Annotated in this window: 32 protein-coding genes and 2 pseudogenes; 20 read left to right on the top strand and 14 right to left on the bottom strand. The window is 63.3% G+C overall.

The window, feature by feature from the left end; genetic code table 11:
• The first annotated feature begins 24 nt into the window (after positions 1-24).
• The 9 genes from ACLLJI_RS08850 to ACLLJI_RS08810 all read left to right on the top strand — a co-directional run bounded on the left by ACLLJI_RS08850 (position 25) and on the right by ACLLJI_RS08810 (position 8,339).
• Positions 25-1,437 (top strand): sensor histidine kinase, encoded by a 1,413-nt coding sequence (locus ACLLJI_RS08850; protein WP_434620397.1) that lies wholly within the window; start codon positions 25-27, stop codon positions 1,435-1,437.
• A gap of 236 nt (positions 1,438-1,673) precedes the next feature.
• Positions 1,674-2,387, top strand: a complete 714-nt coding sequence (locus ACLLJI_RS08845) for a phosphatase PAP2 family protein (RefSeq protein ID WP_434620394.1) — start codon at positions 1,674-1,676, stop codon at positions 2,385-2,387.
• A gap of 214 nt (positions 2,388-2,601) precedes the next feature.
• A complete protein-coding gene (locus ACLLJI_RS08840) occupies positions 2,602-2,904 on the top strand; it encodes an urease subunit gamma (protein WP_283559093.1) in 303 nt (100 codons plus the stop codon).
• On the top strand, positions 2,901-3,449 hold the full coding sequence (locus tag ACLLJI_RS08835) for an urease subunit beta (protein ID WP_434620390.1): 549 nt from the start codon (positions 2,901-2,903) through the stop codon (positions 3,447-3,449). The genes ACLLJI_RS08840 and ACLLJI_RS08835 overlap by 4 nt, the downstream gene beginning before the upstream one ends.
• Complete coding sequence (locus ACLLJI_RS08830) at positions 3,442-5,151, top strand: urease subunit alpha (protein WP_434620387.1); 1,710 nt, start codon at positions 3,442-3,444, stop codon at positions 5,149-5,151. Before ACLLJI_RS08835 ends, ACLLJI_RS08830 begins: the two co-directional genes overlap by 8 nt.
• Positions 5,148-5,912: an urease accessory protein UreF gene (locus ACLLJI_RS08825; protein WP_434620384.1), complete on the top strand. Its 765-nt coding sequence runs from the start codon at positions 5,148-5,150 to the stop codon at positions 5,910-5,912. The genes ACLLJI_RS08830 and ACLLJI_RS08825 overlap by 4 nt, the downstream gene beginning before the upstream one ends.
• Complete coding sequence (gene ureG / locus ACLLJI_RS08820; RefSeq protein WP_434620381.1) at positions 5,902-6,747, top strand: urease accessory protein UreG; 846 nt, start codon at positions 5,902-5,904, stop codon at positions 6,745-6,747. The genes ACLLJI_RS08825 and ureG overlap by 11 nt, the downstream gene beginning before the upstream one ends.
• Positions 6,747-7,604: an urease accessory protein UreD gene (locus ACLLJI_RS08815; protein WP_434620378.1), complete on the top strand. Its 858-nt coding sequence runs from the start codon at positions 6,747-6,749 to the stop codon at positions 7,602-7,604. The genes ureG and ACLLJI_RS08815 overlap by 1 nt, the downstream gene beginning before the upstream one ends.
• Positions 7,605-7,700: 96 nt before the next feature.
• The gene (locus ACLLJI_RS08810) at positions 7,701-8,339 is read left to right on the top strand and encodes a flavin reductase family protein (RefSeq protein ID WP_434620375.1); all 639 of its coding nucleotides are present in this window, start codon (positions 7,701-7,703) and stop codon (positions 8,337-8,339) included.
• A 125-nt stretch (positions 8,340-8,464) separates the two neighbouring features.
• On the opposite strand, the gene ACLLJI_RS08805 is transcribed toward ACLLJI_RS08810, so the two are convergent.
• On the bottom strand, positions 8,465-8,704 hold the full coding sequence (locus ACLLJI_RS08805) for a hypothetical protein (RefSeq protein WP_434620372.1): 240 nt from the start codon (positions 8,702-8,704) through the stop codon (positions 8,465-8,467).
• 220 nt (positions 8,705-8,924) lie between these two features.
• Between ACLLJI_RS08805 and ACLLJI_RS08800 the strand changes: the two genes are divergently transcribed.
• Together ACLLJI_RS08800 and ACLLJI_RS08795 are read left to right on the top strand one after the other, a co-directional pair.
• Positions 8,925-9,431: a sigma-70 family RNA polymerase sigma factor gene (locus ACLLJI_RS08800; RefSeq protein WP_434620369.1), complete on the top strand. Its 507-nt coding sequence runs from the start codon at positions 8,925-8,927 to the stop codon at positions 9,429-9,431.
• On the top strand, positions 9,428-10,201 hold the full coding sequence (locus tag ACLLJI_RS08795; RefSeq protein ID WP_434620366.1) for an anti-sigma factor family protein: 774 nt from the start codon (positions 9,428-9,430) through the stop codon (positions 10,199-10,201). The genes ACLLJI_RS08800 and ACLLJI_RS08795 overlap by 4 nt, the downstream gene beginning before the upstream one ends.
• Positions 10,202-10,265: 64 nt before the next feature.
• On the opposite strand, the gene ACLLJI_RS08790 is transcribed toward ACLLJI_RS08795, so the two are convergent.
• A complete protein-coding gene (locus ACLLJI_RS08790) occupies positions 10,266-10,652 on the bottom strand; it encodes a COG4315 family predicted lipoprotein (RefSeq protein WP_434620363.1) in 387 nt (128 codons plus the stop codon).
• Between ACLLJI_RS08790 and ACLLJI_RS08785 the strand changes: the two genes are divergently transcribed.
• Positions 10,645-10,848, top strand: a complete 204-nt coding sequence (locus ACLLJI_RS08785) for a hypothetical protein (RefSeq protein WP_434620360.1) — start codon at positions 10,645-10,647, stop codon at positions 10,846-10,848. The two genes, ACLLJI_RS08790 and ACLLJI_RS08785, sit on opposite strands and share 8 nt — an antisense overlap.
• A gap of 205 nt (positions 10,849-11,053) precedes the next feature.
• Here ACLLJI_RS08785 and ACLLJI_RS08780 read toward each other — a convergent pair whose 3' ends face one another.
• Complete coding sequence (locus ACLLJI_RS08780) at positions 11,054-13,528, bottom strand: fibronectin type III domain-containing protein (protein WP_434620357.1); 2,475 nt, start codon at positions 13,526-13,528, stop codon at positions 11,054-11,056.
• Positions 13,529-13,854: 326 nt separating this feature from the next.
• Here ACLLJI_RS08780 and ACLLJI_RS08775 point away from each other — a divergent pair, with 326 nt between their 5' ends.
• The 3 genes from ACLLJI_RS08775 (at position 13,855) to ACLLJI_RS08765 (ending at position 16,602) form a co-directional block, all read left to right on the top strand.
• Positions 13,855-14,586, top strand: a complete 732-nt coding sequence (locus ACLLJI_RS08775; RefSeq protein ID WP_434620354.1) for a DUF72 domain-containing protein — start codon at positions 13,855-13,857, stop codon at positions 14,584-14,586.
• Positions 14,587-14,865: 279 nt separating this feature from the next.
• On the top strand, positions 14,866-15,684 hold the full coding sequence (locus tag ACLLJI_RS08770) for an oxygenase MpaB family protein (protein WP_434620351.1): 819 nt from the start codon (positions 14,866-14,868) through the stop codon (positions 15,682-15,684).
• A gap of 366 nt (positions 15,685-16,050) precedes the next feature.
• On the top strand, positions 16,051-16,602 hold the full coding sequence (locus tag ACLLJI_RS08765) for a hypothetical protein (protein ID WP_434620348.1): 552 nt from the start codon (positions 16,051-16,053) through the stop codon (positions 16,600-16,602).
• Positions 16,603-16,648: 46 nt separating this feature from the next.
• Here ACLLJI_RS08765 and ACLLJI_RS08760 read toward each other — a convergent pair whose 3' ends face one another.
• Positions 16,649-17,098: an FCD domain-containing protein gene (locus tag ACLLJI_RS08760; RefSeq protein ID WP_434620345.1), complete on the bottom strand. Its 450-nt coding sequence runs from the start codon at positions 17,096-17,098 to the stop codon at positions 16,649-16,651.
• 365 nt (positions 17,099-17,463) lie between these two features.
• Here ACLLJI_RS08760 and ACLLJI_RS08755 point away from each other — a divergent pair.
• Both ACLLJI_RS08755 and ACLLJI_RS08750 read left to right on the top strand, forming a co-directional pair.
• Positions 17,464-17,823, top strand: a pseudogene (locus ACLLJI_RS08755) (CoA transferase subunit A); the annotation flags it as partial.
• A gap of 43 nt (positions 17,824-17,866) precedes the next feature.
• Positions 17,867-18,136, top strand: a pseudogene (locus ACLLJI_RS08750) (CoA-transferase); the annotation flags it as partial.
• 54 nt (positions 18,137-18,190) lie between these two features.
• On the opposite strand, the gene ACLLJI_RS08745 reads toward ACLLJI_RS08750, so the two are convergent.
• Genes ACLLJI_RS08745 through ACLLJI_RS08715 form a run of 7 tightly spaced genes read right to left on the bottom strand, consistent with a single transcriptional unit; the run spans position 18,191 to position 21,402 of the window.
• On the bottom strand, positions 18,191-18,589 hold the full coding sequence (locus ACLLJI_RS08745) for a YsnF/AvaK domain-containing protein (protein ID WP_434620342.1): 399 nt from the start codon (positions 18,587-18,589) through the stop codon (positions 18,191-18,193).
• Between the two features lie 51 nt (positions 18,590-18,640).
• Positions 18,641-18,943, bottom strand: a complete 303-nt coding sequence (locus ACLLJI_RS08740; protein WP_434620339.1) for a PRC-barrel domain-containing protein — start codon at positions 18,941-18,943, stop codon at positions 18,641-18,643.
• A 27-nt stretch (positions 18,944-18,970) separates the two neighbouring features.
• On the bottom strand, positions 18,971-19,588 hold the full coding sequence (locus tag ACLLJI_RS08735) for a hypothetical protein (RefSeq protein ID WP_434620336.1): 618 nt from the start codon (positions 19,586-19,588) through the stop codon (positions 18,971-18,973).
• A gap of 45 nt (positions 19,589-19,633) precedes the next feature.
• Positions 19,634-20,221, bottom strand: a complete 588-nt coding sequence (locus ACLLJI_RS08730) for a DUF6286 domain-containing protein (protein ID WP_434620333.1) — start codon at positions 20,219-20,221, stop codon at positions 19,634-19,636.
• Entirely contained in the window at positions 20,218-20,664 is a 447-nt protein-coding gene (locus tag ACLLJI_RS08725; RefSeq protein WP_434620330.1) for an Asp23/Gls24 family envelope stress response protein, read from the bottom strand. Before ACLLJI_RS08725 ends, ACLLJI_RS08730 begins: the two co-directional genes overlap by 4 nt.
• On the bottom strand, positions 20,661-20,840 hold the full coding sequence (locus tag ACLLJI_RS08720; protein ID WP_196395186.1) for a hypothetical protein: 180 nt from the start codon (positions 20,838-20,840) through the stop codon (positions 20,661-20,663). The genes ACLLJI_RS08725 and ACLLJI_RS08720 overlap by 4 nt, the downstream gene beginning before the upstream one ends.
• 58 nt (positions 20,841-20,898) lie before the next feature.
• On the bottom strand, positions 20,899-21,402 hold the full coding sequence (locus ACLLJI_RS08715; RefSeq protein WP_434620326.1) for an Asp23/Gls24 family envelope stress response protein: 504 nt from the start codon (positions 21,400-21,402) through the stop codon (positions 20,899-20,901).
• Positions 21,403-21,595: 193 nt separating this feature from the next.
• On the opposite strand from ACLLJI_RS08715, the gene ACLLJI_RS08710 reads away from it, so the two are divergent.
• From ACLLJI_RS08710 to ACLLJI_RS08700, 3 genes are read left to right on the top strand one after another with little or no spacing between them, the layout of a single operon-like run.
• Positions 21,596-22,198, top strand: coding sequence for an RNA polymerase sigma factor (locus tag ACLLJI_RS08710; RefSeq protein ID WP_434620323.1), 603 nt, complete (start codon positions 21,596-21,598; stop codon positions 22,196-22,198).
• The gene (locus ACLLJI_RS08705) at positions 22,189-22,803 is read left to right on the top strand and encodes an Asp23/Gls24 family envelope stress response protein (protein WP_434620320.1); all 615 of its coding nucleotides are present in this window, start codon (positions 22,189-22,191) and stop codon (positions 22,801-22,803) included. Before ACLLJI_RS08710 ends, ACLLJI_RS08705 begins: the two co-directional genes overlap by 10 nt.
• Complete coding sequence (locus ACLLJI_RS08700) at positions 22,796-23,191, top strand: Asp23/Gls24 family envelope stress response protein (protein WP_434620317.1); 396 nt, start codon at positions 22,796-22,798, stop codon at positions 23,189-23,191. The genes ACLLJI_RS08705 and ACLLJI_RS08700 overlap by 8 nt, the downstream gene beginning before the upstream one ends.
• 34 nt (positions 23,192-23,225) lie before the next feature.
• On the opposite strand, the gene ACLLJI_RS08695 is transcribed toward ACLLJI_RS08700, so the two are convergent.
• The 3 genes from ACLLJI_RS08695 to ACLLJI_RS08685 form a co-directional block, all read right to left on the bottom strand.
• Positions 23,226-23,354 (bottom strand): hypothetical protein, encoded by a 129-nt coding sequence (locus ACLLJI_RS08695; RefSeq protein WP_434620314.1) that lies wholly within the window; start codon positions 23,352-23,354, stop codon positions 23,226-23,228.
• 144 nt (positions 23,355-23,498) lie between these two features.
• On the bottom strand, positions 23,499-23,735 hold the full coding sequence (locus ACLLJI_RS08690) for a hypothetical protein (RefSeq protein ID WP_434620311.1): 237 nt from the start codon (positions 23,733-23,735) through the stop codon (positions 23,499-23,501).
• Between the two features lie 229 nt (positions 23,736-23,964).
• Complete coding sequence (locus tag ACLLJI_RS08685) at positions 23,965-24,762, bottom strand: sigma-70 family RNA polymerase sigma factor (protein WP_434620308.1); 798 nt, start codon at positions 24,760-24,762, stop codon at positions 23,965-23,967.
• Between the last annotated feature and the right edge of the window lie 119 nt (positions 24,763-24,881).

Genomic DNA, 24,881 nt, shown 5'->3' with positions numbered 1-24,881 from the left:
CGCCCCTATGCACATTCTTGAGTCATGAATCCGTCCCGCTCCGCGCGCTTTTCCGGTTTCCGCGCGGGCGGCACGAGGTGGGGCGTGCGGAAACGCGCGACGGCGGCGGCCGTCGTCGCCGTCGCCCTGGCCTTGCTTGTCGGCGGGATCACGCTGCTGGTGCTGCTGCAGACATCGCTGATCGCCTCCACCGAAGCCGCCTCCCGGAGCACGGCCGCAGACCTGACAGCGCGGATCAGGGACAACGGCCTGCGCGACGCTGTGCAGTCGCTCCCCGAGCTGGCGCGCAGCGGCGAATATGTGCAGATCATCGGTCCCTCCGATACCGTCGTCGGCTCTTCGGAGACCGCCTCCAGCACCATACCGCTGACCTCCCTGCGTCCGGCAGCCGGCCAGACGCTGACCCAGGACGTCTCCAGTCTGCAAAGCCTGGGGGACCCGGATGATTTCCTGCTGGTCGCGACCGGCGTCCGGCTGAGCGGCGGCGTGTACACCATAGTAGTGGCGGCCACGGTCCAGGTGCAGGTGGACACGGTGACCACGGTCGGCTGGTTTATGCTCGGCGCAACACCGCTGTTGCTGATCATCGTCGGCGTTTCCGTCTGGGTTTTGGTGGGCCGTTCCCTGCGCCAGGTCGAACGGATCCGCGGCCAGGTGGCACTCATCGACGGGCGCCGGCTCGATGAGCGGCTGGACGTTCCGCCGACCAACGACGAGATCCAGGCACTGGCTACGACGATGAACACGATGCTTGATCGGCTGCAGACCTCGGACCGGAAACAGCGCCGGTTCGTTTCCGACGCCAGTCACGAACTGCGCAGTCCGCTGGCCACGCTCAGCGCCAGCGTCGAAATAGCCTCGGCGGATCCCTCCGGCTCTGCCTGGCTGCAGATGCAGGATGTGTTATCCGGAGAGACGGCGCGGATGCGCTACCTGGTGGACGATTTACTGACGCTGGCCAAGGCCGACGACGGCGGACTCCGGACCGCCGCCGAAGACGTGGATCTCGATGACATTCTCGACACCGAGGTCCGCCGCCTGCGCTCCACCAGCGGCCATCACATCATCGTCGACGCAGTGCCGGCCCGAATCACCGGCGACGCGCAGCGGCTCGGGCAAGTGCTGCGCAATGTCTTGGACAATGCGGACCGGCATGCCCGCGCCGGCATCAGCATCAAGCTGATCACCACGCCGGACGCGACGGTTGTGCAGATCGACAACGACGGCGATCCGGTGCCGGCGGCAGACCGGCTGCGGATCTTTGAACGGTTCGTTCGTCTGGATGAAAGCCGGTCCCGCGAAAGCGGAGGCAGCGGGCTGGGGCTGGCCATTGCGGCCGGGATCATGGCCGCCCATCACGGCACGATTACCGCCAAGGAAACCAACACCGGGCACTGCCGGTTTGAACTGGTTCTTCCGCCGCCAGCTCTGCCGTAGCCGCGCTTCCCGCAGGCGCGCGCGGTCCAGAATCCAAGCCGCCGGTCTTCTCAGCCTTTACTCAGCCCGGATCCCTCACACTGTCAGTAAGTGGAACGCCGCGCCGTCACTTCCACCCGTGAGGTGCATCTCTCCTCGTGCCGGGCATGTCTCCACGCGACCGGCATGTCAACGCGCGACCGGCATTTCAACGTGCGACCGGCATTTCAACGTACGACACAGTCAGGAAACTACACATGCATGGCTCCCCGCACCGCGCCTACCCGCTGACACCCCGCTTCCGGTCCTGGTGGTGGCTGGTCCTTGCCGCCGCCGTCGCCGTTCTGACGCTGATCGCCGGACTGATCGCCAAATCCTATGGAAGGACGACTCCGGAAATCGGCGTCGACGTCGCGCTCAGCCACGGCCGCAACGGTGCCCTGACCGGACTCAGCCAGGACATCAATGTCGGGATCGGACCGGTCGGGGCTGTCATCCTGCTGGTCGCCATCTGTCTGCTGCTGCTGATTCTGCGGCGCCGACTGTGGCCGGCCGTGGCCTTCGGTTTGATCGTCAGCGTTGGATGGCTGAGCACGGAGATCGGCAAAATCATGGTGGGCCGGCTCCGGCCACCGGTTGATCTGGTGCATTCACTGGCCCCCGAAACGGGATCCGACAGCTTCCCTTCCGGTCACACAGCCTTTGCCGTTGCACTCGTCTGGGCCTTCGTCGTCGTCGTCGGGCGGACGCAGACGCAAAAGGCCGCGATGCTGGCAGCGGGAATCATATTCGTTGCGCTGGTGGCCTTTTCCCGCCTCTACCTCGGCGTCCACTACCTCAGTGACGTGATTGGATCGGTGTTCATCAGCAGCGCTGCGATTCTCGCCCTGTTGACCCTGTGGACCAACCTTTTGATGCCCCGGAAGACCGCTGCCGCCGAACGCGGTGCGCTGGCTGCCGCACCGGACTGAAGCCTACGGAACGGTCGACCCGCGCCCCGCGGCCAACATTTTGTTCCCATCCCGACCTCTGGAAGTTCCGTCCCGAGGGTGGTAATTTCGGAGCTAAGGAACCAACTGCAGATGGGTTCCACCCGGGATCGGCGTCCCGACGCCGCGCTGCAGGCTGTACCCGATCCGCGTCCGGCGGACGATCAGTTCTTTAGCGAATGATTGAGGGATCCCGATGTTGCTGAGCATGCAAGAGCGCGAGCGGCTGATGATCTATACCGCCGCGAAACTGGCCATGGAGCGCAAGGACCGGGGTCTGAGGCTCAATCTCCCCGAGGCCACCGCGATCATCACCTCCTATTTGCTCGAGGGCGCCCGAAACGGGGACACCGTCGCCGACCTGATGGAGTCCGGCCGCAATGTGCTGCGTCGGAACGAGGTAATGGAGGGGATTCCGGAAATGCTGGGGCAGGTCCAGGTGGAGGCGACCTTTCCCGATGGCACCAAACTGGTGACAGTGACGGGCCCGATCCCGTGAAAAACCCTCAGAACCCCTTCGGTCGGCCAAGCAACCGCCCCGAGCCTGAAGAACAGAACCCGGCCCATCCCAGCGACGACCCCGGCTATGAAAGCAGCACTGCGGGCCTGGACGAAAAAAATAAGCATCCCCATTCGGGGGCAGGCGGTCCCAGCCAGCCGCGGAGGCCCGGCACCGGAGAGCGGCAGGCCCAGCGGCGCAGCGCGGAAGAGAGAATCAGCGCCTACGAACCGGTGGTGCCCGGTGAGGTGCTCTACCAGGAGGAGCCGGTGGAAATCAACGCCGGAGCGGAGGTCACCGTGCTGCGGGTGGAGAACACCGCAGACCGTCCGGTGCAGGTCGGTTCGCACTACCACTTCGCGGAAGTCAACGCCGGCCTGACCTTTGACAGGAAGGCCGCCTGGGGAAAGCGGCTGAACGTTCTGTCCGGCGGTTCAATGCGCTTTGAACCCGGGGCAGCGGAAGAAGTTGAGCTGATTCCCATCGGCGGCAAGCGCATCGTGCTCGGGCTGCGCGGGCTGTGTGGAGGGAAACTCGATGACTAAGATCCCCCGCTCCGAATATGTCGCTTCCTTCGGGCCCACCACCGGAGACCGCATCCGGCTGGCCGACACCAACATTTTCATCGAAGTGGAAGAAGACCGCTGCGTCGGCGGGGATGAGGTGGTATTTGGCGGCGGCAAGTCGGTACGCGAGTCCATGGGGCAGTCCGCCGCCACCCGTGCCGAAGGCACACCGGACCTGGTCATCACGGGCGTCGTCGTGCTGGATCACTGGGGTGTAATTAAGGCCGACGTCGGCGTGCGGGACGGGCGCATTGTGGCCCTGGGCAAGGCCGGCAATCCGGACACCATGGACGGCGTGCACCCCGATCTGGTGATCGGGCCGTCCACCGAGATCACGTCGGGCAATGGCATGATCCTGACCGCCGGCACCATTGACACGCATGTGCACTTTGTTGGTCCCGACATGTTCGCCGTAGCGCTGCAGTCGGGCACCACCACTGTCGTCGGCGGCGGCACCGGACCCACGGAGGGTTCCAAAGCCACACTCGCCACTCCCGGAGCCTGGTGGCTGCAGCGCATGCTGGAGAGCATGGATCCGTGGCCGGTAAATGTGCTTTTTCTTGCCCGCGGGAACACCATGTCCCACGAGGCGATGTGGGAGCAGCTGCGCGGGGGTGCCGGCGGGTTCAAGGTGCACGAGGACTGGGGCGCCACGCCGGCCGTCATCGATGCGGCCCTGCAGGTGGCTGACGCGGCGGGCGTTCAGGTTGCGGTGCACAGCGACACGCTCAACGAGGCTGGTTTCGTGGAGGATCTGCTCAAGGCTGTCAACGGCCGCACCTTCCATTCGTTCCATACCGAAGGAGCCGGCGGCGGGCACGCCCCGGACATTATCCGCATTGCCAGCGAGCCTTACGTCCTACCGGCGTCGACCAACCCGACGCGGCCGTTCACCCGCAATACCATCGACGAACACCTGGATATGGTCATGGTGGCCCACCACCTAAACCCGCAAGTTCCCAACGATCTGGCGTTCGCCGAAAGCCGCATCCGAGCGGGGACCATCGCGGCCGAGGACGTTCTGCAGGATATGGGTGCCCTGTCCATCATGTCCTCGGATGCGCAGGCCATGGGCAGGATCGGCGAAGTTGTGATCCGCACTTGGCAGACAGCCCACCGGATGAAACAGCTGCGCGGATCCTTGCCGGGAGACGGCCGCTCGGACAACCACCGGGCTCGGCGGTACGTCGCCAAATACACCATTTGTCCTGCCATCGCCCATGGGCTTGAGAAGGAAATCGGTTCCATCGAACCCGGCAAAATGGCCGATTTGGTTTTGTGGCAGCCGGCCCTGTTCGGTATCCGCCCCACCATTGTCTTCAAAGGCGGGATGGCTGCAGCTGCCGCGCTGGGCGATCCGAACGCCTCCATCCCCACCCCGCAACCGGTGATGGAGCGGCTGGGTTTCAACGCCTTCTCACCGGCAGCCGCGTCGACCTCCATCGCCTTCGTCGCACCGGCAGCGATCGAGGACGGCCTGGCCGGCCGACTTTCCATCCGCCGTCGGCTGGTGGCGGTGGAGAACGTGCGCGGACGGAAGAAAACAGACCTGCCCGAAAACACGGCCATGCCGCGCATTGAAGTGAACCCGAACACCTACGCCGTGAAGGTGGACGGCGAGCTCATTGAGCACGAACCGGCAATGGAGCTACCCATGACCCAGAAATATTTCCTCTTTTGACCGGCCAGCAGACGGTTTCTGTCTCCGCCTACGGCGCGGCCGAGGGCTCTCTTTCCGCCCTGCTGCTGCTGGCCGACGGCCGATTCCCCACCGGAGGACACGCGCACTCGGGGGGCTTCGAACCAGCTGCAGGAGTGGACGGCCTGAACGACGTCGCCTCCTTGGAGGCCTTTCTGCGCGGGCGGTTGGGTACGGTCGGGCTGGTGTCCGCAGCGTTCTCGGCCGCCTCCTGCCGCATTTTTGGAGCCGAAGTCGTCCCCGTGGTGGATCCGAACTCCGACGGCAGCACCGCCGCCCAGCTGGCCCGTCTTGATGCCGAATATGACGCCCGCACCCCCTCCCCTGTGCTGCGGACGGCCTCACGGCGGCTCGGCCGATCGCTGCTGCGCGCCGGCCGGTCCGTGTGGCCACATCCTGGCCTGGACCGGATGGTTTCGCTGCCCGGCAAGGGCCCGCACCAGCCGATCGCCTTTGGCGCCGTCGCCGCTGCGGCGGGCCAGCCGCCGCGACACGCAGCCTTGGCCGCTGCCCACGAGGCGGTGGCCGGCCCCGCTACCGCCGCCATCCGCCTGCTGGGCTTGGATCCCTTTGATGTCAACGCGGCGCTGGCACGGCTGGCCCCCGCCGTCGCCGATGTGGCCGGCCAGGCCGCCTCCTGCGCCCATGCTCCGCCGGCCGATCTACCCGCCACTGCCGGCTACCTTCTTGATATTTTCGCCGAACTGCACGCCACCTGGGAGGTGCGTCTCTTTGCCAGCTGATGAATCCACCGGCCACCATCACGGACACAACGGACACGGACGCGATTATGATCACGGACCTGATTACGCGCACGGCCACGGACCCGATCAGGCCGGCGGTCCTCATCGCGGCCACGGGCCTGGTACCGGATTGGAAGACAGCCGGGAAGGGGCCACGACGCTGCGAGCCACTCCGGAGCACATCCACGTCGATGAAGAGGAACCTCTTTCGCGCCACGCGCATCCCCGGCGCGGGCTGCGGATCGGCATCGGCGGACCAGTCGGGTCGGGCAAGACGGCGCTCGTGGCGGCGCTCTGCCGGACCCTGAGCTCCGAGTTGGAGCTGGCGGTCGTCACCAACGACATCTACACCACCGAAGACGCGGATTTCCTGCTGCGCAACGGCGTGCTGCCGGCCGAAAGAGTCACCGCCGTCGAAACGGGCGCCTGCCCGCACACCGCCATCCGGGACGATATTTCGACCAACCTCGAGGCGATCGAAGAACTGGAGGATAAACTGCCCCCGCTGGATCTGATCCTGGTCGAAAGCGGTGGCGACAACCTCACCGCCACGTTCAGCCGGGGCCTGGTCCACTACCAGATCTTTGTCATTGACGTCGCCGGCGGAGACAAAGTTCCGCGCAAGGGCGGTCCTGGAGTCAGCACGTCGGATCTGTTGGTGATCAATAAGACCGATCTAGCCTCAAGGGTGGGAGCCGACCTTAGCGTCATGAACCGGGATGCGCGGGCCAAACGGGGAGATCTGCCCGTCCTTTTCACGTCTCTGACGGAGGATCCGACCGCCCGGACGGTGGCTGACTGGGTCCGGGACCGGCTCGCGGAACACCGGGATTAGTGCGTGCCCACGCCGCTGTGGCGGCAGAGCGCGTCTATACTGCTGAGGGCATGGCGCGCACGCGGCTGGTCAGGTTGCGTTCCCAGGCTCCCCTATCCCTGCACCCAAATCTCCTGGCGCTGCCCCTCCGGCTGCGGCATTGGCTCCGGGATCCGCGCTCCGGTGTGAGCGTGAGCCTTGCGGCCGGTGCCGCCGGACCGCTGGGCGGGGACCGGCTGCGACTTGATATCGACGTGGCGGAGGGTGCAACCCTGATGCTCAGTGCCGTTGCGGCGACGGTTTTGCTCCCCGGTCCACACGCTGAGGAGTCGCGCAGCATCGTCAACATCCGCGTCGCCGCCGGAGCTGCGCTGCTGTGGTTTCCCGGTATGCAGATTGCTGCCGAAGGCTGCCGCCATAGCACCGTCACCCGGGTGGAGCTCGCACCGGACGCCCGACTACATATGAGGGAAGGGCTGATTCTGGGCCGGCACGGGGAACGGCCCGGCGAATTCCGGCAGCGCCTGCGGATCACTCAAGGTGACGTCCCGCTTTATGACCAAGAACTTGCCGTCGGGGCAGGTACCCCCGGCTGGGAAGGATCCGCCGTAACGGGGGGACGCCGGGCCCTAGGGGCCGTGATCACGGTGGACCGCGACGAAGACCGGATGACATCCTTCGGCACCGCGGTGTCTCCCGCATTCCCCGACACTGCCGTGCTCCGGGTCAGCGAACGTTGTGTCGTCATCACCAGCGTGGCCCCGGACGCCCTTGCACTGCGCCAGCGGCTGGATGCGGCCCTTTGGCAGACAGACAACTGCGCCCGCACTGCCCAGGACGAACGGAACGAGACCGCAGTTGCGGCGCCCGTCGGATAGCGGCTTTCCCACCTGCCCGGCGCTGGTAGCCGGATGGCGCCGTCGTCCGACACCACATGGTCCCAAGGATTCGTGAGACCATGCTGAAATAGAAGCATGCGTACTGAAATCAGGCGAACGGATGCCTCGGCCCGCGACTACTACCGGCTCCTGACCGCATTGGTCGTGCCGCGACCCATTGCCTGGGTTTCCTCCACCTCGGCGGAGGGCATCGACAACATCGCCCCCCATTCGTTCTACACGGTTGCCTCCGTCGAGCCGCCGGTAATCCAGTTCACCTCGGTCGGCGCCAAAGATACGCTGCGGAACGTCGAAGAGATCGGTGAGTTCGTCGTTCATCTGGCCTCGGAGGACCTGTTCGAGCAAGTGAACGCTACCGGCACCAACTTTCCTCCCGAGATCAGCGAATTCGACGCCGTCGGCCTGACCAGAGAGCCGAGCCTGACCGTGCGGCCGCCGAGAATCCGCGAAGCGGCGGCCGCCCTGGAATGCAGGCTGCACCGGATCATCCCGGTGGGCGACTGCCATCTCATTCTGGGCGAGGTCATGCATGCCGCCATTGCGCCCGGCATGTTGGACGGGAGCCATCCGGTCTTGGCGCGGCTCAAGCCCTTGTCCCGTCTGGGCCTGAATGAGTGGGGCACCACCGGCCAGGTACTGAACCGGAAGCGGATCCGGTGGCAGGACTGGCCGGGGGATTTTGCCGGCGACGCCACTGCCAATCCTGGCCGGTGACGCCGGCACTGTTGGTCCAGCGGCAGCGTTGGTCCAGCACAGCGTTGGTCCAGCAGCAGTGTCGGTCCAGCGGCGGCGTTGGTCCAGCGGCGGCGTTGGTTCAACAGCAGTGTCGGTCCAGCAGCTCAGCGGCCGCTGACCGGCGTCGGGCTGAAGTTGTCTTCCCAGATGGCCCGGGAACCCGCCTCCCCGATCAGCGCCGGATCCGCCACGACGAAAAGCGCCACCACCCAGGGCAGAAGCGTGCCGGCGAGGTCCGCGTCTGCCCGAATCAGCACCGTCCACAGGGCGGACAGCGGCACAAGAACCACCACGGCATGGTCGAGCAAAATATGCACCGGCAGGCCGTTGATTTCATAATCCATTTCCGCCGCTCCTTCGTGTGGGCGCAGCACGGCGGGCCGCCGGGCGGCCCTCCGGCACGGCCTCCCGTCCGCGGCTGCGGGCTTGACCGCCCGGCACCGCGGTGACGCGGGACCGTCAACAGGACGCTGCTAGCCCTCGAAACGGAATAGCGGTGTAATTGGTTCACACCCCAAATGAACCGCGGGGGCGCCGGCATCGTCATCAGGGCAGGAGGTTGTGATGCCCGCGGAACCGTCGGAACTGTTGCACTCATTGCATGATGCGCACGCGCCTGCGCTCTGGCGCTTCGTCGTGCACCTGACCAATGACCGGGCCTTGGCCGACGACGTCGTGCAGGAAACCCTGCTGCGCGCCTGGCAGCGGCCCGAGGTGATGGCGCGGCCGGAGCCCGCGCTGCGGGCCTGGCTTTTCACGGTGGCCCGGCATCTGGTCATTGATGACCGGCGCAGCGCCCGGCAACGGCATGAATTCGGAATGGACCGGCCGCCGGAAACAGGAATGGCCGATCAGACGGACAAGGTGCTGGACGCCTGGCTGATCGCCGATGCGCTGGCCGGGCTGTCCAAGGAACATCGGGAGGTCCTGCTGCACTCGTATTATCAGCGCGAATCGACGGCCGAGATGGCCCTGAAACTGCAGATTCCCGAAGGGACGGTTAAGTCCAGGCTGCACTACGCCCTGCGCGCCATGCGGCTTTCCCTGCAGGAGAGCGGGGTGACCCGGTGATCCCCGTCGAGCCCGACAAATACCGCGAATGGGACGCCGCCTACGTCCTGGGCTCCCTGGTTCCCGCCGAGCGGGCGGCATACGAACGCCATCTGGCGGGGTGCACCCAGTGCCGCACGGCCGTCGCCGAACTCGCCGGGCTGCCCGGGCTGCTGGCCGAAGTGGCACCGGCGGACGCGCTGGCCAGCGTGCCGCGGGAGGGTGCGGAGGTTCCGCAGAACTTATTGACCGGTCTGGCCGGAAAAATACGACGGCGGCGCTTCCGGACAAGGGTGGGCATGGCAGCGCTGGCGGTCGGCATCAGCACCGCCTCGGTGGGCGTGACACTGGCCGTCACCCCGCCGCCGTCGGCCGTGGTGGTGCAGACCCAGGCTGCCGCCGTCACGCTTGACTTTGCGTCCGTCGTCGCCGGCCCGATCAACGCCGTGGGTACACTCACCTCCCAACCGTGGGGAACCCGCCTCGACTGGACCTGCACCTACTCGCTTGCATCCGGGCCCACGTCCAGGCACTATGCGTCACCGTCCGGGCTATCGAAAGCGTCCGGGCTCCCCGAACCGTCCGGGCTCCCGGACGCCGTCGCCCCGGTTTATGGATATACCCTGATGGTGATCGACCGCCGTGGAGCCGAAGTTCAGGTGGCCAGCTGGACTGCGGGCCCGGGCACCCGGGTCACGCCCACGGCGACCACCAGCATCGTGGCCGCGGACATTGCCCGGGTGGAGATCCGTTCGGCCGGCGGGGAAATCCTGCTCGCAGCCGAGCCGTAGCCTAGCGCCCCCGCCAGCGCGAGGTCGTGCCGGGCTCATCCGGGCCCGGCACGCCCCGTGCGGCTCAGTACCCGGATGACCCGGTCTGCGCCGGCGCCACCTTCGACCCCTCCGGTGTCACCGCCCACCAGATTCCGCCGACGCCCTGACCCTTCACATCGCCGGCAGCGCTGTCTTCGGCGTAGGTGTAGACCGGCAACCCGTTGATGGTCACCTGCAAAGTCCCGTCGCTGCGGGTGATGGTGCCGACCTTCCCCTGCACACCGGTGACCACCGGGGCCGCCGAAGCTGCCGATACCGCCGGCCACGCGGCGAGGCAGCCGGCGCTGCAGGCACTCTTGCCGGTGTTAGGCGTGTCCTTGTCAAAGAAATAGACGGTCATGCCTTTCCCATCCACGACAACGGTGCCAAGGGACGTGCTTGCGGTCTTAAGGTCAGAGGCTGTGGACACTCCCGCCGACGACGACGGCGGCATGCTGGCGCTTGCTCCGGCACTGGTTTCTGCGGATGGCGCAGCGATGGACTGGCTGGTGGACGGCGACCCGGCAGGCGGGGACGACGTCGCCCCGCACCCGGTCAGCGCGGCCAGCCCTACGGCAGCGACAACACACACCAATCCTGTTTTCCTGTACATGACCGATTCCTGACTCCTCGTGGCCCGTGACCGGGATTTACCGGTCACGCCTTCCACGTTGCAGGGTGCTGAGAGGTTCATTCCCCCGGCCGTGTCACTCCTACCACCGACCCGCGGCCCCCCATCCAGTCGGCTCCTCGCCGGATGGATTTGTCAACGCTACGAAGAGCGCCTGTAACGTGACGCGTTCACTGCCCCGTCCTGGCAGCCCTGCAGGCCTACGGCAGACCGACCGTGGCGTATTGCATGTTGTGGTCGGAGGGGAAGACGCCGATATAGTTGCCGTTCGTGTCGATATTGGCCACGTTTTCGTATCTTTGAACCCGCATTTTTGAAGTGAAGATGTAGTCGATGTACGTTCCAAGCTGACCTGTGGGGAAGGCCCGGGCCAAGCGCTGGTAACCGTTCCAGCTGTTGATGTTGGCGTTGATCACCGTTTCCGCCGTCGCGTCGCCGCTGGGGTAGAAGCTCTTGTACGTGTTGCCGAGCGGGTCTATCAGACCGGTGCCGACAAAGACGTCATAGGCGGAATTGGTGGGTTCAAGCCATTTGCTGGAATTCATGTCGCCGACCATGATGACCGGCAGGTTCGCCGCGTTCTGCTCGTGGATGACGTCCATGATGGCCTGGGCCTGTTGCGCCCGCAGTTCGTTGTAGCCGTCGGCCTTGGTCACTTCCAGGTGGGTAGTGCCATAGAAGAAATGCTTGCCGGAAGAAAGCTGAATGACCTCAGCCCATGCCACATATCTCTCATTTTTTGCCGGATCCAGGAAGGGCAGCTGCTGGGACCCGGACCGGACGATTTTCACTTTATTCGGGTTGTAGAAGATGCGATCCCCTTGGGAGGCGCCCTGGTCCATGTACACGCAATCGGTAGGTGTTTGGGGATCCACGCAGTTATTGCGCTTGTCATTGGTCAGCTCATACGGCGCCCCCGCCGCGTTCAGCCTCTGCTTCAGGTCCTCGAACTGGGAAAGACCGCCAGGAGGGGAGTCTGCGAGCCATCCCTGGGATGCCTCCTGAATGCCGATGATGTCGGGCATCTTCGATGTGATGGTCGCCACCACAGCGTCCCTGCGGACCACCCATGGGTTGACGTCGGGGTTTAGTTCGTTATCGCCGATGCAGTTCGCGCACATGATGTTGTATGAGGCCACGGTCAGCGGGTTGTTCACTGCCGCCAGGACAGGGGCAAGACCGGTTGTCACCTTGAGGATCGGTGAGTACGAGGTAATCGTGCTTCCGTCCAAGTTAATGGCCCGCACCTGGACGTAATAGGTGGAGGCCGCGCTCAGTCCCCGGACTTCAGCAGACGTCACGGTGTAGCGGGTGTAGGCGGCGGAACTCATATCAGCGCTCTTGCTGAAAGACAGGCGGTACTCGGGAGCGTTCGGGACAGCGCCCCACGTAAACGAAAGGGTCGTGGGGCTTTGCTTGGTGACCTTTAGACCAACCGGAGGTGCAGGCGGTGCCACGGCTGTTTTAGCCGACACCGCAGGGGAGTAATCAGTGATTCCGTCGCCGTTGGCGTTTGTCGCGCGGATCTGGACGTAATACGTCGTTTCGGGTGTTAGCCCGCCAAAGCTTCCCGTGAGACTGCCGGTGATATTCCGGTATGAAGGAGTACTCATATCGGTATGCGACGAGTACATCAACCGGTACCCGGCGGCGCCTGTCACCGCGTTCCAGGCCATCGTCAGCGAAGTGGGATACTGCGCTGAAGAGGCCAGGCCCGTGGGCGGCAGTGGTTGAATCGGGCCCGTTTTAGCGCTGACAGCGTCCGCGTACCCCGTAAGGTTGGCGCCGTCCGCGGTCAGCGCACGGACCTTGACGTAGTACACCGCCTGAGCGGCCAGCCCACCGATGGAGACACTTGGCCCCGTGGACCGCTTGAACACGGCGTTACTCATATCCGCGTTCGTGGAGTAATACAGACGGTAACCCCCAGCCCCAGCGACGGCATCCCAGGAAACATCGATCCCGTTATACACCTGCCCCGTCGCCTTCAGGCCCGTGGGCGGCAGTGGTTGAATCGGGCCCGTTTTAGCGCTGACAGCGTCCGCGTACCCCGTAAGGTTGGCGCCGTCCGCGGTCAGCGCACGGACCTTGACGTAGTACACCGCCTGAGCGGCCAGCCCACCGATGGAGACACTTGGCCCCGTGGACCGCTTGAACACGGCGTTACTCATATCCGCGTTCGTAGAGTAATACAGACGGTAACCCCCAGCCCCCGCCACGGCATCCCAGGAAACATCGATCCCGTTATACACCTGCCCCGTCGCCTTCAGGCCCGTGGGCGGCAGTGGTTGAATCGGGCCCGTTTTAGCGCTGACAGCGTCCGCGTACCCCGTAAGGTTGGCGCCGTCCGCGGTCAGCGCACGGACCTTGACGTAGTACACCGCCTGAGCGGCCAGCCCACCGATGGAGACACTTGGCCCCGTGGACCGCTTGAACACGGCGTTACTCATATCCGCGTTCGTGGAGTAATACAGACGGTAACCCCCAGCCCCAGCGACGGCATCCCAGGAAACATCGATCCCGTTATACACCTGCCCCGTCGCCTTCAGGCCCGTGGGCGGGGGTGTGCTGACGGTGGTCACCGGTACATTCGCCGCCGACGCGGTTGCTGTCGCCGCCCCGGCACTGGGACCGGTGATCCCCAGGACCAATGAGAGCACGGCGAGCACGACCACTACGGTCCTGTTGCCTGCTCGGCGAGACTTTAGACACTTTGACATATGAGACCCTCGCTTGCCATCGACCGTCAGCCATACCGCATCACTTGCTCAGCAATGGCAGGGAGCTGATTTTTAGGTGCCCAGTACCGAAAGCGCTGACGTTTCCGCTCCCGACAGCTCCAGACATCACCAATCGCGGTTGGAGCCCCCGACCCCATCAACCCCTGCATAGTTACCATCGGCACCATTCGTCCATCCGTTAGCAATGGGAGGGTCCCTTTTCCGGACACAGCGTCGAATAGGATCGGAGCAGTGCCCCTCGCGAAAGGCGGAGTCAGAGATTGAGCGTTCACATTGGTACTTCGGGCTGGAGCTACGACCATTGGAACAACGTTCTCTACCCGCCCGGGACCGCCGCGCGTGACCGGCTCGGATACTACTTCGGGAGGTTCGGAACGGTCGAACTGAACGCCAGCTTCTACCGCTGGCCCCGGGAATCAACCTTCGCTGGCTGGCGCCGCCGCTTGCCGGAAGGGTTTCTACTTTCGGTCAAAGCTCCCCGCGGCCTGACGCACGGCAAAAAGCTCTATGCCCCGGAGGTCTGGATTGACCGGATCGCCCGGTCGTGGCACGAGCTGGGCGATAAGCGAGCCGTCCTGCTGGTCCAACTGCCGCCGGACTTGGAGCGCGATGATGCGCGGCTGGGCTACTTTCTGACCCTGCTCCCGACCTGGGTCCAGGTCGCCGTCGAATTCCGCCACCACAGCTGGAACGACGACGCGGTCTACGCCCTTCTCGAACACCATCAGGCAGCTTATTGCGTCATGAGCGGGGCGAATCTCCCCTGCGTTCTGCAGGCCACGGCACCTTTCGTTTATGTCCGGATGCACGGTCCCGACACCGACTACCTCTACGGTGGTTCTTACTCAGAGCAGGACCTGCGGTGGTGGGCCGAGAGAATCCGACAATGGCAGGGCGCTGGAAAGGACGTGTACGTCTACTTCAATAACGACGGCGGCGGGAACGCGGTCCGCAACGCTGACACGCTCCGAGCCATTCTCGGTGAGGGCTAAAAAAGCCACCGACGGTGAGCCCATGCCGGAGGTCCCGCGCCCGGCGCAGCCCTGTTGCCTCACGTCAATACCTCCGGCAAGCCGGCCGCTGGATTCCCGGTCAACGCCGGCCTACGATTGAACAACTTCATCGTTACTCCGCCTCGGCGGTCCAGCGTTCGGGCACCAACGATCCTCCCCTGGAGGTCTACCAACAAGCGACTACATCCGTCCCTCTCGCAGAGCCTGAAGCAGCAAGAAGAGGGTCGCACGGAGGACTTCGAAGCCACCTTCCGCCAGATGGTCCTTTTCGACTTGGCCAGCGACATGGAGTTCGGCTTTTTCCTGGCCTATTACCGGAATTTCGCCATTCCTTCCGGCGCGCGGACGCTCGTGGCCAACGGGGAAATTCCGGCCCACCCGATGAAACGCTCCATCGACACCGGCGTCGTCATCTACGAACTCATCGCCGGCGGGCTGGACAGTGACCGCGGCCGGCAGATGACGGCACTGCTCAACCGCGTCCACGAGCATGTTCCCGCCAGCGGCGAGGACTTCCTCTACGTGCTCCTTTCCCTCCTCATTGTTCCGATCCGCTGGACTCAAAACCACGGCTGGCGGCCACCGACACAGCTGGAAATAGCCGCAGCCACGCGCTTTTTTGGCGACCTAGGTGCGCGCATGCACATCCCTGACTTCCCTCCCACCTTCGAGGCGGCCGCGGCATTCTTCGATGACTACGAACAACGGAGGGTCGGCCCGAGCGCAGCCGGCAGGACCCTCATCAACGCAACCGTGCAGGTTCTGCAAGGCACCCAACCCCGCTTCCTTCACCCGCTGACGCGTCGGATGATCGCCACCATGCTCGACGACGACAGGATCAACAACGCCCTCGGCTTGCCCTGCAGCCGATGGTGGTCCCGGGCCGCGCTCAATACAGGTCTGGCAGCCCGCAATGCTATCCACCGCCGCCGTCCTGCTGGACCGAGCCCGCGCTTCACCCCCGGCCAGCCCATGGGCGAGATCCACCCCAACGGATATGTCCTGGCCAACATCGGACCGGAAATAGTCATGGAGGCGGGGGCCCGGACCCGGCCTCCAGACGCCGAACTGCACTGATCCGGCTAATTCCCGCCATGATGACGGCGCCGATGCCGACCTGAATAGTGGCCACCACCACGGCGGGCAGGCCGCGTGGTGAGACAAATCGCCGGAGGTAGACGAAAGCCGTGCCGTAACGGGCAGTGGCAAGCACACAGGCCCCTTGTGCGCGAAGCGAGCCGCCGCCGAGGCCGCACCACGGTCCCATCACCACCATCACCCCGACAAAACCGAGAATCAAGCCGCCGATCCGCAAAGTGCGATTGCTGATGCCCGCGGACTGCGGCTTTGGCAGTGCCGCCAACCTGTGCTCCCACTTCCGGCGCAAACGCCGCGAACGACGCCGCCACATCCCCGATTCAACGTCGCTCTATTATGGCAATCATGAAGAAGTTCATCCGGCAGCATCCCTACCTGTATGTGCTGTTTTCCCTGGTCCTGTTATGGGTGGTTGCGTCACTGCTCTTGAGGCTTTTTGGCAGTGAGTGGTCCGAAGCTCTCTCACGGCCCGCTGGCTGGATGATCGTGTACGTCATTTTCTCCGCAACGACGATACGCCAGAGGCAAAGGAGGGATGCCAAACTCAAAGCTGAGGGCAAGACGCTGGCTTACATTCGATACCCGAATGCACTGCTTGGATCATTGAGCAGCACGTGGAACCGGGGAACAGCCGTCCTCAAGCCCGGAAAGATAGAATTCCAAGCAGCAGTCTACGAGTCGCTGGAACCATCTGGGCGACCCACCACGTTCACCGTCATGGACGCAGTCACGGAGACTAAGAAACTACAACTGCGTCAGGCCAAATACATCACCGAAACCGGCCTTCAGACAATGACCTTGAAGACCACCACCACGGACATCGAGATAGCCGCATACCCCAAAACCATTCAGGAAATTCTTCAGGTAGTCCTCGACGGGGCCGAAGAATCCTCCTAGCTGGATGAGAACGCATCCAGTAAACCGGCCACGGCCACTGTGATCATTAAGGCAGGGATGCCGGCTGAGTTCCGGTGTTGTGTTCGCTCATGATGTGGAACGCGGAGACCCGGTCCCTTGCTTCCAGGGCGTAGGCCATGCGGACGTAAAGGTCCATGCGCTCCTCGAGCAAGTCCATTGTGGGTTGGTTGGTTGACGGTCGCAACGCAACGGCGTGCTGTTCCAGAATGTCCAGCAGGCTGAGGAAGACCGTGCGCAGCATGGCATTCGGTGAAACATGGGCCACGCAAGCCTGAAAGCGCCAATTTCCACGCAGGAGTCCGCGCACAACACCGGCCTTCATGGCTGCCCGCATCCGCGCGATCTCTTCACGCATTTTCGCGATATCGGCTGCCGACGAAAACATCACGGCGTCCTCAATCGTCAATGGATCCAACGCGCTGCGCATACGCAACGCGCCGGCGACAACACTTTCCTTTCCGTCCAGCGCCAGCATCTGGTTTCCCAGCCGCACCAAGGGGATTGCCCGGCCGCAAAAATACCCCCGGAACGACGCGCCGCAGAACCGGGGCAGCTTCGTCATCACGTTCTGCATGGCCGGTGTTCCCCTTGGTGGCACCCTCGCTGCCGTCTTCGGAATCTTCCTGATGCCGTTGCGGGGATGGCGATCCATGTTCTGGCTCCCAGCTCTTCCAGGGGCGGGGCTGGATCCTTGTCATCTTCGTCGCACTCGGCGCCGTCACCAACATGGTGACCTGGCTCGGCCTCAATGTTTGGCTGGTGGAGTCCATGAGAACCCTGGGCTTCAGTCTCACCCAGGCACTGATCTTCGCCTTTGTGCTGACTGGTACGGCAGTGGTCTACGCGAAGACCGGTGTCGGCACGCGGATCGGGGAAGGCAAACCGCACGAGACTTTCGACGGCGAACTGTACGTCCGGGAACGCACCATTGTCGCGGACCTGGCGCTGGTGCATGCCCACACGGCTGACTCGGACGGCCACCTTATCTACCGTTACACCGCTCGAAACTTCAACCCCGTCGTCGCCACCGCCGGGCACGTGAGCATCGCTCAAGCCGAGATGATCGTCGCGTCCGGACACCTGGACCCGAACCACATCGTGACACCCGGGGTGTATGTGAAGCGGCTGGTGCACGCCGGCAACCGCCTCAAAGACATCGAACAGCGCACCGTCCGGCCCCGCGCCCCCATCGGCGTTTGATTCCACTTTAGGAGAAGAACTCATGCCCTAGACACGCGACCAAATGGCGGCCATCGCCGCTACTGAACCAAATCACGGCGACTGCGTCAATCTCTGCATCGGAATCCCCACGTTGGTGACGAACAACCTGCCCATCGGTGTGCGGGTCACCCTGCAAAGCGAAAACGGCCTCTTGGGCATGGGCCCGTTTCCGTACGAAGGTGACGAGGACGCGGACCTGATCAATGCGGGAAAGCAGACCGTAACCATCCTACCGGACGGCTCAATCTTCGACTCAGCCACCAGCTGCGCCATGATCCGCGGCGGTCACGTGTTCTGGCCGGCAAACGGCATAGTGGAAGACGGGTCTGGGCCACCTGTTGTTGCCTTAGGATGCGACGGTGTCGATCCGCTCCTGCCGGACCTCTTCATTGATGGTCCGTTCGCCGGTGATGATCTGTTTGCGGATTCTTATCCGCTCGACGGGAACGGTTTCCAGGTGGATCACCGGGCGCTCGGCGTACAGAACCACCTCGTAGTCCTCCTCGCTCAGAACGACACCGTCGACTCTCTGATCGCGGTTTGCGTCGACGATGGGTTCACGCTCAAGACGGAATTCTTCGTGGCTGACCGGCACGGTCAGAGTGACCTCTTCGGTGACGATGTATTTACGCAGCCAAACCTTTTCGGTTTCGTGTGTTTGCGTGCGGACACGCAATTGCTCTTCGGAGCGGGTCGTGGCGCCATCGGGGGTCGGCGAAAATATCTTCTGCTCGTCGGTGGTCACTGGCGGTGTGCCTGCGGCACGGTGGCTGGAATACGTGGCGCTGGGGTTGTATTAGCTGTAGAGCCGGGCCTGTTCCTCCGGGCTGATGCCGCCCTCTGCGTCCATGGGCGGTGCGTCCTTGACCTGGTCTTTGCTGTAGGGCACATGCAGGTCATTGCCTTCCATGGTCGCCTCCACGAGGGGGACGAAGGATTCCGATGTGATCGAGATGCCTGTGCTGACTCGCACCAGGGACGGTTCCCCGGTCTTATCGTCGAGATAGACCTGTCGCACGGAGCCAATTTCGTCTCCGTTGGTTGAATACATGACGCCGCCGCCAACGATGATGGTCTCAATGTCCTGCGTAGTGATCATGGAGCCCTCCTCACGATGGATCCTTCCCTATTGGACCACGGTGCCGGTGGAGTGCACGACGGTTCCGGTGCTTTGCGTGCGCCCGCTGATGTCGATCTGCACTCTGCTGCGCTGCAGTGGTGCCTCCAACGCGCTGGACAGGTCCGGCAAAGTGGACGTCTCGAAGCGTCGGATGAGGTCCCGGACGTCGGCCCTGTCGTTGACCGTCACCTTCAGGGTCAGGTCGGCAGCTTTGGCCGTTCCTCGCAGTAGAGCGGAGGAAGTGACGACGCCGGGTAGGGTATTGACGTGGTTTTCCACGGCCGTGGCCAGCACGGACGGTTCACAGACGGTGAAACCTTCACCGCCGTCATCATGCAGGCGGTAGGCGCCTGCGGTGTTCTTCCTTGGGATCTGGGCGATGACCCACAACAGCCCCAACACACCGATGATGACACCGACGACCAGCATGATGACCACCACCCAGGACGCTGCAAAGACCGCATGCAGATCACCGGTCACGACACGGTCTCCGGACGGAGCCGTGTTGGCGAGGACATGCATTTGTCCGCTGGACTGCAGGAGCAGGGCGACCCCCGCAGCTAGGGCAAGGATGCCCAGAATCGTCAGCCAAATGCGGTTCAGGGTTCCAGCTGTCTGTCTCATCGGAAGCCTTCCTTCAAGGGAGGGGAGATAGTAGCGGACACAATGTCAGCCCTTGGATCGGATCGTGGCGGTCACGCGCGGGACCGGATTCAGCCCCGTTGCTTCCAGTCGGTTCCGGACACTGTCTGTGACCCTGCTGCGCAGATCGCCGGTATCGTGCAGCGGGGTTTGGACGCTCAGATGCACACGCTTGGTGGTCGCCGTCGCCGACGCGCTGCCGACGCCGTCGATCTGCCGGCACTGCGCTTTGGCCAGATGCGCCACCGCGCGGCGGGTCATCACGATTTCCTGCTCCTGCACCCGCCCGGCTTTTTCTTCCCGGCTACCGCCTGCGTCGTTGAGCATCAAGGCGCTGAAACCGCCCGGGACGATGGCGCACAGCAACAGAATCACCCCTATCACCACCGCGGCTATCCCGATCCACCACGCACCCGAGCCGTTCCACGCCAGGGAGGTGAGCCAGTCACGTGGTCCCTGCAGGACATTGGGCCACGTGCCATTGACCAGCCGTGCAACGGTCAGCCACACCAGCGCGACTTCAGCGACCAACAGCAGGATGCCCACGATCAGCGCCGGAACGGCCCTGCTGGGCCGGTGCCGTAGACGTGTTGAACGTCCATCATGGCGGCTCATAGCAGTCTCCTTCGCCCGTTGGTCTCAGCGCCGGTGGTCAGCCACGAAACCTTGATATCGACCTGGCGCACTTCAACCCCGGTCAGCTCCGTCACCGCCCTAATCCGCTGGCGCAGCGCCTCGGTGGCCTGGCGCAACGGAACCGGATACAGCATCCCCACTTCCACGCTCAGAGTGGCGATGTTGCCGGTAAGTTCCACGGACGCTTTGGGCCGGGCTGACAAGTCCGCATGGGCGCCGATTCCGAAAAACCCTCCAGAGGAACCGCCAGCAGATGACGCGTCACCGGCGACCTGGCCGGCGATTTTTTCAATCACCTTGTCCGCCACCACGGTGTGCCCCCTCGAACCCATCTCCACATCGCCCCCACTGCCATCGCTGCCGCCAACGTCACGGCCGCCAGGCCGGTCAAACGGCAGTTTGTGGGCGCCCTGGGGGTTCATCGGCTCGATGCTTTACCGAACAGGGCCGCCATATCGAGTTTCCCCTCCGCGACCCGCCCGACAATCAGACCGATGAAGCCAAGAACCACCGCGGCCACCAGCGCCCACCAGCCGCCGAACCCCAAAACGATTCCCAGTACCAGACCTATCGTCAGGCACCAACGTGTAGTAGACATAGCCATCCTCTTCTCACCGGCCTTTTCCTCACCGGGCGGGGAATCCCGCCCGACGTCATTACTGAAGATCGGTCTTTTGATCCTTCTGGTCCTGCTGGTCATCATCGGGCAGGTGCACATCGGTGACGTTGACGTTCACTTCCAGCACCTCCAAACCGGTGGCGTGTTCCACCGACTGGATGACGTTACGGCGGATCCCCTGGCTGACGTCCACTATCGAGATCCCGTACTCCACAACGATGGAGACGTCAATGGCCGTCTGGCGTTCGCCCTTTTCCACGCTGACGCCGCCGCTGACATTGGTTTGCGAACCGGGAATCCGTTCGGTCAGGGCGCTGAATGCACGCCGACCTGCACTTCCCATGGCGTAAACGCCGGGAACCTCACGCGTGGCCATGCCGGCGAGCTTCTGGACTACCGTTTCCTCGATCGTGGTGTCCCCGCGGTCCGTATGCAGTGCGTCGTTCTTTTTCGGCTGCTCCTGAGGAGCGCTGTGCTTCTGCTCCTCGGGGGTGACCATAACGCCGCTGGAGCTTCCGGGGATCTTCGCTGCCTCTGACATGGGAAACGTCTCCTTCTCGGGAATAGTAATCGTGCTTACAGATATAAAGACGAAGCCCACCGGCAAACGTCATGCAGCAATGCAGACTTTCTGAAATCTTTGCCGGAATCGCCCGGATCAGATCCAGCCTGCGGCCGGGTTATGACATATTGGGGGCTAGCGCCGGTACGTCGCCGGACGGAACGGACAGCCCATGGAGGATCGCGGAACCGGCTTCGAATCGGAACCGGAACTGGATGAGGGAAGCATCGTTGCCCGCGCCCAAGACGGCGATCTGGCCGCCTTCGAGCAGTTGGTGGTCGTCTACCAGGACAGGCTCTTCCGTTTGGCATACCGGATGCTCAGCGACCGCGGCGAAGCCGAAGACGTGGTGCAGGACGCCCTGACGGCGACCTGGCGGGGGCTGCCGATGCTCCAGGACGTCCGGGCCTTCGGCGGCTGGGCCTACCGGTTGGCAACCAACAGATGTCTGGACCTGCTCCGCAAACGCTCCGCTCATCCCGAGACGATCACCGATTTGGAGGATCTTCGTTCCGCCACAGAATTTCGTGCCACGTATGGACCTGCGGGATCAGACCCGGCATACGAAGCCGAAACGGCCGCTCGGCAGGACAGTCTGACCACACTCCTGAACACCCTGCCCCCCGAACAGCGTGCCTGCTGGCTGCTGCGGGAAATGCACGGACGCAGTTATGCCGAAATCGGTGCCACACTGAAGATAAGCCAGTCCGCGGTTCGCGGCCGGCTTGCCCGGGCACGGCACGAGATAGCGGAGGGGATGAGCGAATGGCGGTAGAAGACGTCCCCCGTCTGGGCTGCGGACGCAGCATCGACCGGATCTGGGCCACAATTGACCAGCCACCCGATCCGCACGAAGAAAAGTGTGAACAATGCCAATCGGCCAGGGTAAGACTGAAAAAGCTCAATGAGGCTACCCGTTCCCTGCGGGAAAGCGACCTTCACAACACCTCACTAAAACCGCGCCTCAGTGTCAAAAACGCCATCATGAATGTTGCCCGCGCAGAGATCCGCCGCAGCAGGAGAATTGCCCTGCACGGCAAAGAGAACGGAACAACTGAGATCAGCGAACAGGCGCTGAGTTCCGTCATCCGGTTCGCAGCGACGGCGATCCCCGGCATTCATGCACGACGCTGCCACATCGAAATACGCTCCGGCGGCAACGACCCCTCCGGCGAGGATCGCCCCTCCGGAAACACGGCTACCGCGGCTAACGAGGGTGCCCACCTCATTATCAATCTTCGGGTTGCTGCCGCCCCGAGCGTCGAAATCCCCCGAACCGTCGACTCCCTACGGCAGAGAATCAGCAACGCCATCACGGCATGTGTCGGCATCAGCGCCGGAACCATCAACATCACAGTGGAGGATCTCTACGATGTCTGAACAACCCGTGCAGGGCCAAGTCATCACCAGTCAACTGATCGCCTCTTTGGCTGCCCGGACCGCACTGGAAACGCCCGGCGTGCTCAGGCTCGAACCCACCATCCAAGGGTTTCTGGCCAGGCTCGGTCCCGCCGCCCTTCAAAACCTCCGCAACCCCGGCAGCCAAAACGGTACCTACCGGCACGACGGGGTGACGGCTACCATCAGCGACGGAACTGCCCGCGTCCATCTCGACATCGCCACCGACATCGCCTACACGGCGCTCAACGTCGCCGAAATAGTACAGCACCGCGTCCGCGAGAGCATTAGCCACACCGGCCTGACCCCAGGCAGGGTCGACATCAGCATCCTTGCGATAGAACCACAACCACGAACAAAACTAAGCTAGCGCGGGTGCCAAGTTCTGAATAGGTAAGACCGCCTTAATATGCAAGCGCTACAACTTCGCGCTGCACAGCGGTCAACGCACCCATACACTTGCCCACCGCTTCCACTTCGAGCCGCCCACTGATGGTCTCAACAACCTCGTCGAATTCCATACGGGGGCTCATTGCACCGTGATGTGACTCGCGGTTTTTCGCACCTTGAGACTGCGTGGCTTTGTCCACTGCTCGTCTGTGCGTCAACATCAACAGCCACGCCAAGGGGCTGCCAGCCACCGGATCGAAGTTACTAGACGACTGCCAAACCTGCAGTTACACCTCCTGCATGATGTCTTCGCTTAATTCCGGGTCCCGAATCACCCGCCTCGCTATGCCATACGCGCGCCCGCTCGTGAGGGCATAAAACTGTCCAAATGCAGACTCGTCCCCCTGCGCAATCATGTGGAGCAGCGTTGACAGTTGGTCGCGCTCTCCCGTCACAGAAGAGGCAATTCTCGCCCCGCCTTGCTCGCTCGCAAAGTCATCAAGAGTCGTCTTGGAGGTGTCCATTAAGGCTAAGCATAAAGTGCTGAAGTCTGAACGCGAATTGATCCCCTAGCCACACCTACTAATCTTGTTGGGATTGCAATCTTGTTGGGATGGCAAAAAGTGCCGATCGTTCCCCCTTTGGACTCACTGTCGGCTTCCGAGCGATTACCGGTCAGGAGGCGGAAATGCAGGAGGCCTCGTAGTTACCAAAATCCTCATGAGGTGCCCTTCCAGCAGGTGACACCCAGTGCTAGGCGAATTTTGACTGCCTTCTGCTGACTCGAATTTCCTGCAGTGATTCGTCCTGGAGGCTGCGTTGAAGGTTCGTGAGGACGCGGGACAGCAGGCGGGACACCTGCATTTGCGTCATTGCCAGATGTTTGCCGATCTCTTCCTGGGTTTCTTCCTGAAAGTACCGCCGATACAGCAGCTGCTGTTCCTGTGCAGGGAGCCTGCGGATGGCACCACGGAGCATTAGAATTTCCTCGATCCTGTCGGGCCGGCTGTCTTTGGCCGTAATGATCTCTGACAAGGTGACCGCGGTCTCGTCCATCGGCGCCTCCAGAGATTCCGGGTGGAGACTGCTTTGACAGTTCAGGGCTTCGGCAATGTCCTGCTCGTCATAGCCGAGTTCGATTGCGAGTTCGCACAGGGTTGGTTCCCTGCCGAGCTGCTGGGCCAATGCCGGCTGTGTTTTGGAAACGGTAGTGCGCAGGTCCTGTAGATGCCGGGGCGGCCGCACCATCCAACTGCTGTCGCGCAGATAGCGCTTCAACTCCCCTCTGACCGTCGGCACGGCGTAGGCCAGAAAACTCGTTCCCCTGTCCGGATCGAAGCCGCGCACCGCCTTAATAAGACCCAGCGAAGCAATCTGCTTCAGATCATCCAGATCCCGTCCCGCTATGACATACGCACGGGCCGCCGTGTCGGCGATGTCCAGGTGGCCAAGAACCAGCTCATCCTCGATGGCCCGCCGCAGTGAGCCCTCGGACCGTCGTGCCTTGCGGAAAGACTCCAGGGCTTGGCGGTGGCCCATGACTGGGGACATGATGATCTCCGCTCCATTTAGTGGACGGCCGCTTGGGCTTCCTCCCAGAGAATCAGAAGCATGCTTCCAATACAACAGGTTTCCAAAAAACTCGTGCGGTAAACTTCTACTCCCGCGAA

It is taken from the genome of Arthrobacter sp. A5 (genome assembly GCF_051131705.1).
Taxonomy (GTDB): domain Bacteria; phylum Actinomycetota; class Actinomycetes; order Actinomycetales; family Micrococcaceae; genus Arthrobacter_M.
This window is presented reverse-complemented; position numbering and strand designations above follow the sequence as displayed.

Bases quoted from the DNA above. Each gene is read 5' to 3' on its own strand.
- ACLLJI_RS08850 (WP_434620397.1), top strand. From the start codon at position 25: ATGAATCCGTCCCGCTCCGCGCGCTTTTCCGGTTTCCGCGCGGGCGGC.
- ACLLJI_RS08845 (WP_434620394.1), top strand. From the start codon at position 1,674: ATGCATGGCTCCCCGCACCGCGCCTACCCGCTGACACCCCGCTTCCGG.
- ACLLJI_RS08840 (WP_283559093.1), top strand. From the start codon at position 2,602: ATGTTGCTGAGCATGCAAGAGCGCGAGCGGCTGATGATCTATACCGCC.
- ACLLJI_RS08830 (WP_434620387.1), top strand. From the start codon at position 3,442: ATGACTAAGATCCCCCGCTCCGAATATGTCGCTTCCTTCGGGCCCACC.
- ACLLJI_RS08810 (WP_434620375.1), top strand. From the start codon at position 7,701: ATGCGTACTGAAATCAGGCGAACGGATGCCTCGGCCCGCGACTACTAC.
- ACLLJI_RS08805 (WP_434620372.1), bottom strand. From the start codon at position 8,704: ATGGATTATGAAATCAACGGCCTGCCGGTGCATATTTTGCTCGACCAT.
- ACLLJI_RS08800 (WP_434620369.1), top strand. From the start codon at position 8,925: ATGCCCGCGGAACCGTCGGAACTGTTGCACTCATTGCATGATGCGCAC.
- ACLLJI_RS08770 (WP_434620351.1), top strand. From the start codon at position 14,866: ATGGTCCTTTTCGACTTGGCCAGCGACATGGAGTTCGGCTTTTTCCTG.
- ACLLJI_RS08765 (WP_434620348.1), top strand. From the start codon at position 16,051: ATGAAGAAGTTCATCCGGCAGCATCCCTACCTGTATGTGCTGTTTTCC.
- ACLLJI_RS08760 (WP_434620345.1), bottom strand. From the start codon at position 17,098: ATGCTGGCGCTGGACGGAAAGGAAAGTGTTGTCGCCGGCGCGTTGCGT.
- ACLLJI_RS08740 (WP_434620339.1), bottom strand. From the start codon at position 18,943: ATGATCACTACGCAGGACATTGAGACCATCATCGTTGGCGGCGGCGTC.
- ACLLJI_RS08735 (WP_434620336.1), bottom strand. From the start codon at position 19,588: ATGAGACAGACAGCTGGAACCCTGAACCGCATTTGGCTGACGATTCTG.
- ACLLJI_RS08730 (WP_434620333.1), bottom strand. From the start codon at position 20,221: ATGAGCCGCCATGATGGACGTTCAACACGTCTACGGCACCGGCCCAGC.
- ACLLJI_RS08725 (WP_434620330.1), bottom strand. From the start codon at position 20,664: ATGAACCCCCAGGGCGCCCACAAACTGCCGTTTGACCGGCCTGGCGGC.
- ACLLJI_RS08720 (WP_196395186.1), bottom strand. From the start codon at position 20,840: ATGTCTACTACACGTTGGTGCCTGACGATAGGTCTGGTACTGGGAATC.
- ACLLJI_RS08715 (WP_434620326.1), bottom strand. From the start codon at position 21,402: ATGTCAGAGGCAGCGAAGATCCCCGGAAGCTCCAGCGGCGTTATGGTC.
- ACLLJI_RS08710 (WP_434620323.1), top strand. From the start codon at position 21,596: ATGGAGGATCGCGGAACCGGCTTCGAATCGGAACCGGAACTGGATGAG.
- ACLLJI_RS08705 (WP_434620320.1), top strand. From the start codon at position 22,189: ATGGCGGTAGAAGACGTCCCCCGTCTGGGCTGCGGACGCAGCATCGAC.
- ACLLJI_RS08700 (WP_434620317.1), top strand. From the start codon at position 22,796: ATGTCTGAACAACCCGTGCAGGGCCAAGTCATCACCAGTCAACTGATC.
- ACLLJI_RS08695 (WP_434620314.1), bottom strand. From the start codon at position 23,354: ATGAGCCCCCGTATGGAATTCGACGAGGTTGTTGAGACCATCAGTGGG.
- ACLLJI_RS08690 (WP_434620311.1), bottom strand. From the start codon at position 23,735: ATGGACACCTCCAAGACGACTCTTGATGACTTTGCGAGCGAGCAAGGC.
- ACLLJI_RS08685 (WP_434620308.1), bottom strand. From the start codon at position 24,762: ATGTCCCCAGTCATGGGCCACCGCCAAGCCCTGGAGTCTTTCCGCAAG.